The 5,052-nt window shown below is 72.4% G+C and carries 3 protein-coding genes; 1 reads left to right on the top strand and 2 read right to left on the bottom strand.

Annotation, left to right across the window (positions count from 1 at the left end; translation table 11 throughout):
* Positions 1–72 precede the first annotated feature (72 nt).
* Positions 73–1,407 (bottom strand): bifunctional folylpolyglutamate synthase/dihydrofolate synthase, encoded by a 1,335-nt coding sequence (locus tag ACSNN9_RS27740; protein ID WP_436676248.1) that lies wholly within the window; start codon positions 1,405–1,407, stop codon positions 73–75.
* The gene (locus tag ACSNN9_RS27735; protein ID WP_436676246.1) at positions 1,404–4,022 is read right to left on the bottom strand and encodes a valine--tRNA ligase; all 2,619 of its coding nucleotides are present in this window, start codon (positions 4,020–4,022) and stop codon (positions 1,404–1,406) included. Before ACSNN9_RS27735 ends, ACSNN9_RS27740 begins: the two co-directional genes overlap by 4 nt.
* Positions 4,023–4,091: 69 nt before the next feature.
* On the opposite strand from ACSNN9_RS27735, the gene ACSNN9_RS27730 reads away from it, so the two are divergent.
* Complete coding sequence (locus ACSNN9_RS27730; RefSeq protein WP_436676245.1) at positions 4,092–4,775, top strand: hypothetical protein; 684 nt, start codon at positions 4,092–4,094, stop codon at positions 4,773–4,775.
* The last annotated feature ends 277 nt before the right edge of the window (positions 4,776–5,052 follow it).

Raw genomic sequence — 5,052 nt, 5'->3', positions numbered from 1 at the left:
GCCGGCCGTCGGGGGTGCCGTCGGCCGTCCCGGCCGGGCGGTCGTCGCCCGGGGCGACGCGCTCCGGGCCGGTCATCGCTTCAGCAGCCGGCGGGCGTCGGCCACGGTCACCACCGACCCGGTGACCAGCACCCCGACCCCGCTCAGCTCCCCCGGTACGTCCTCCTCGGCCATCGCCACCGCCGTCTCGATGGCGTCCGGCATCTCCTCGGCCACCTCCACCCGCTCGGGTCCGAAGACCTCGGCCGCCAGCGCGGCCAGTTCCCGGGCCGGCAGCGCCCGGGGCGAGCTGTTGCGGGTCACCACGACCTGGTCGACCACCGGCTCCAGCAGCTCCAGCAGGCTGGCCGCGTCCTTGTCCGCGAGGACGCCGACCACGGCGACCAGCTTGCTGAAGGCGAACTCCTCCTGCAACGCGGTCACCGTGGCGGCCATCCCGTGCGGGTTGTGCGCGCCGTCGAGCAGGATGGTCGGCGCGCTGCGTACGCGCTCCAGCCGGCCGGGCGAGCTGGCGGTGGCGAAGCCCTCCCGGACCGCCTCCACGTCGAGCTGCCGCTTCGCCCCGGCGCCGAGGAACGCCTCGACCGCCGCCAGCGCCACCGCCGCGTTCTGCGCCTGGTGGGCGCCGTGCAGCGGGATGAAGACCTCCTCGTAGACGCCGCCGAGGCCCTGGAGGGTGAGCACCTGCCCGCCGACGGCGACCGCCCGCCGGAGCACCCCGAACTCGGCGCCCTCCCGCGCGATGGTCGCGCCCACCTCGGCGCAGCGCTCCAGGATCGGCCCGGCGGCCTCCTCCTCCTGTGCCGCGGAGATCACCGTCGCGCCCTTGTGGATGATCCCCGCCTTGGCCAGCGCGATGTCCTGGATGGTGTCGCCGAGCCACTCGGTGTGGTCCAGCCCGACCGGGGTGAGCACGCACACCCCGGCCTGGATCACGTTGGTCGCGTCCTCGGCGCCGCCCAGGCCCACCTCGACCACCGCCACGTCCACGGGGGCGTCGGCGAAGGTGGCGAAGGCCAGCGCGGTGGTCATGTCGAAGTACGTCAGCGGCTCCGCCGAGCGCTCGTCGACCAGCCGGGCGAGCGGCTCGATCTCCCGGTAGGTCGCGACGAACCGCCCCTCGTCGACCGGCTCGCCGTCCAGGCTGATCCGCTCCCGGACGGTCTCCAGGTGCGGGCTGGTGTAGCGGCCGGTGTGCAGCCCGAACGCCCGCAGCAGGGAGTCGATCATCCGGGCCGTCGAGGTCTTGCCGTTGGTGCCGGTCAGGTGGATCGACGGGTACGCCCGTTGCGGGCTGCCGAGCAGGTCCAGCAGCGACTCGATCTTGTCCAGCTCGAAGGCCATGCGGGTGAACCCGCGGCCCGCCAGCTCGGCCTCGACGGCGGCGAAATCGGTGCGGTCGGTCACGAGGGCAGCGCCTCCAGAGCAGCGTCGATGCGGACGAGGTCGGCCTCGGCGACGGTGAGCCGATCGCGGATCTTGGCGACGACCGGCTCCGGCGCCTTGTCGACGAACGCCGGGTTGCCGAGCTTCGCCCGGGCCTGCGCGGCCTCCTTCTCGGCGGCGGCCCGGTCCTTCGTCAGCCGGGCCCGCTCGGCGGCCACGTCGATCGTCCCCCGGGTGTCCAGGGCCACGCTCACCTCGCCGGGCATGGCGAGCGTCGCGCTGGCCTGGAACCCGTCGCCGGCCGGGTCCAGCCGCACCAGCGACCGGATCAGCGGCTCGTGCGCGGCGATGCCGGCGGCGGCCAGGCCGTCGAGCCGCGCCGCGACCCGCTGCGTCGGGCGCAGCCCCTGGTCCGAGCGGAACCGCCGGATCTCGGTCACCACCCGCTGGAGGGTGCCGACCTCGACCTCCGCGGCGTCGTCGACTCCGGTACGGTCGGCCACCGGCCAGGCGGCCGTCATCACCGTCTCGCCGCCGGTGAGGGCGGTCCACAGCTCCTCGGTGACGAACGGGATGACCGGGTGCAGCAGCCGCAGCAGCTGGTCCAGCACGTGCCCGAGCACCCGGCGGCTGGCCTCGGCGGCCGGGCCGCCCTCGGCGAGCACCGGCTTGGTCAGCTCCACGTACCAGTCGCAGACGTCGTCCCAGGCGAAGTGGTAGAGCAGGTCGCAGACCTTCGCGAACTCGTACGCCTCGAACTGCTCGTCCACCTCGGCGGTGACGTGCGCCAGCCGGGACAGGATCCACCGGTCGACCGTCGAGAGCGTCTCGGCCGCCGGCAGCGGCCCCTCGGTGTGCGCGCCGTTGAGCAGCGCGAAGCGGGTGGCGTTCCACAGCTTGTTGCAAAAGTTGCGCGAGCCCTGGCACCAGTCCTCGCTGACCGGCACGTCCCCGCCCGGGTTGGCGCCCCGGGCCAGGGTGAACCGGGTGGCGTCGGCGCCGTACCGGTCGATCCAGTCCAGCGGGTCGACCACGTTGCCGAACGACTTCGACATCTTCTTGCCGTACTGGTCGCGGACCATGCCGTGCAGCGCCACCGTGTCGAAGGGCTGCCGGCCGTCCATCGCGTACAAGCCGAACATCATCATCCGGGCGACCCAGAAGAAGAGGATGTCGTAGCCGGTGACCAGGACGCTGGTCGGGTAGAACTTCGCCAGGTCGGGGGTCTGCTCCGGCCAGCCAAGCGTGGAGAACGGCCACAGGCCGCTGGAGAACCAGGTGTCCAGCACGTCCTCGTCCTGGTGCCAGCCCTCGCCGGTCGGCGGCTCCTCGTCCGGGCCAACGCAGACGATCTCGCCCTCCGGGCCGTACCAGACGGGGATGCGGTGGCCCCACCAGAGCTGCCGGGAGATGCACCAGTCGTGCATGTTGTCGACCCAGGCGAAGTACCGCTTGGCCAGCTCCGCCGGCTCGATCTTCACCCGGCCGTCGCGCACCGCGTCGCCCGCCGCCTTGGCCAGCGGGGCGGTGTTGACGAACCACTGGAGCGACAGGCGCGGCTCGACGGTCGTCTTGCACCGGGAGCAGTGCCCCACCGCGTGCACGTACGGCCGCTTCTCGGCGACGATCCGGCCCTGCTCGCGCAGCGCGGCGACGATCGCGGGACGGGCCTCGTACCGGTCCAGGCCCTGGAACGGGCCGTGCGCGGTGATGACGCCCCGCTCGTCCATGATCGTCAACGTCGGCAGGTCGTGCCGCTGGCCGATCTCGAAGTCGTTCGGGTCGTGCGCCGGGGTCACCTTGACCATGCCGGTGCCGAAGCTCGGGTCGACGTGCTCGTCGGCCACGATGGGGATCCGCCGGTCGGTCAGCGGAACGGGCACCTCGGTGCCGATCAGGTGCCGGTAGCGCTCGTCGTCCGGGTGGACGGCCACCGCGGTGTCGCCGAGCATCGTCTCGGCCCGGGTGGTGGCGACCACGACGTCGTCGCTGTAGCGGATCGAGATCAGCTCGCCGTCGTCGTCGGTGTGCTCCACCTCGATGTCCGACAGCGCGGTCAGGCAGCGCGGACACCAGTTGATGATCCGGTTGGCCCGGTAGATGAGCCCGTCGTCGAAGAGCTTCTTGAACATGGTCTGGACGGCCCGGGACAGGCCCTCGTCCATGGTGAAGCGCTCACGGTCCCAGTCGACGGAGTCGCCGAGGCGGCGCATCTGGCCGAGGATCGCCCCGCCGGACTCGGCCTTCCACTGCCACACCCGCTCGACGAACTTCTCCCGGCCCAGGTCGTGTCGGGACAGGCCCTGGCCGGCGAGCTGCCGTTCGACCAGGTTCTGGGTGGCGATGCCGGCGTGGTCCATGCCGGGCAGCCACAGCGCCTCGTGGCCCTGCATCCGCTTGCGGCGGGTCAGCGCGTCCATCAGGGTGTGCTCGAACGCGTGGCCCATGTGCAGGGAGCCGGTGACGTTGGGCGGCGGGATGACAATGGTGAAGGGGGGCTTGTCGCTGTCCGCCGACGCCCGGAAGTGGCCGGCGGCTACCCACTGCTCGTACCGTCGCTGCTCTACCTCGCCGGGCTGGTACTGGCCGGCAAGGGTCGGGGCGTCGGGGCGTCGGGCATCCAGTCTCTCGGTCACCCTGAAAGTCTACGGAGCGCTTCCCGGGACCCGACGTGCGCCACCTGCCGTTCGCGTACGGTGTCGGCTATGTCCGACGCACATCTCACCGACCGCCCCGTCGCAGACGGCCCGGAGCCGATCGACCTGACCGACGAGCCCATCCAGCTCAGCAACCGGGACCCGGAGCAGGCCCCGGAGCGGCGGGAGACGCGGTCGAGGCGGCGGCGGGTGGCGTGGGCCGTGGCGGCGGTGGTCGGGCTCGCGGGGGCCACGGTGCTCGGCGCGGCCGGCTGGCGGGTGGCCCAGCAGAAGGACGCCGACCTGGCCACCCCCGACCGGGTGGCGGGCCTGGTACGGGACGACAGCGATCGGGCCCGCAGCACCTCCGACTACCTGCGCAGCGGATTCGCCGCCGACATCGACCTGGACAGCAGCTTCGGCACCGTCTACCGGGATCCCGCGGACGACAAGCGCTCGGTGCTCCTCTTCGGCGGCACGACGCTGCTCTGGCAGCCGGAGCGGGACCTGGACAGCCTCTTCGGCCTGCTGACCGACGAGACCGGCAAGGTGACGGGGCTGCGCGAGGTGCCCGCCGGGCGCTTCGACGGCGTCATGAAGTGCGGGACCACCAGCGGCGACGGCGGCGACTTCGCGGTCTGCGGGTGGGCCGACCACGGCAGCGTGGTGATGGGGATGTTCCCGGGCCGCTCGATCGACGACGCCGGCGGGCTGTTCCGCGCCATCCGCGAGGAGATCCAGACCCGCGGCTGACCCCTTGGCCGCTCGGCCCGAGTCCACTTGCTGCGGGCAGAGTTGTTCCCGGCCCTTGCCGGAGGCCCCGCGGCCTGGAAACGCTCCCGCTGCCTGATCGGCCCGGCTGATTCCGCAGTCGGATCGGCCCTGCTCCGGCCCCGGGGGGGCCGGCTTTTTGCAAAAGGGTCCGTGACGCAGTTCAGGGCCACCCCTTAGATGGGTGGCCCTGAACTGAAAGATTGTCCGGCGGTGTCCTACTCTCCCACACCCTCCCGAGTGCAGTACCATCGGCGCT

This window comes from Micromonospora sp. URMC 107 (assembly GCF_051386315.1).
Classification (GTDB): Bacteria; Actinomycetota; Actinomycetes; order Mycobacteriales; family Micromonosporaceae; genus Micromonospora.
This window is presented reverse-complemented; position numbering and strand designations above follow the sequence as displayed.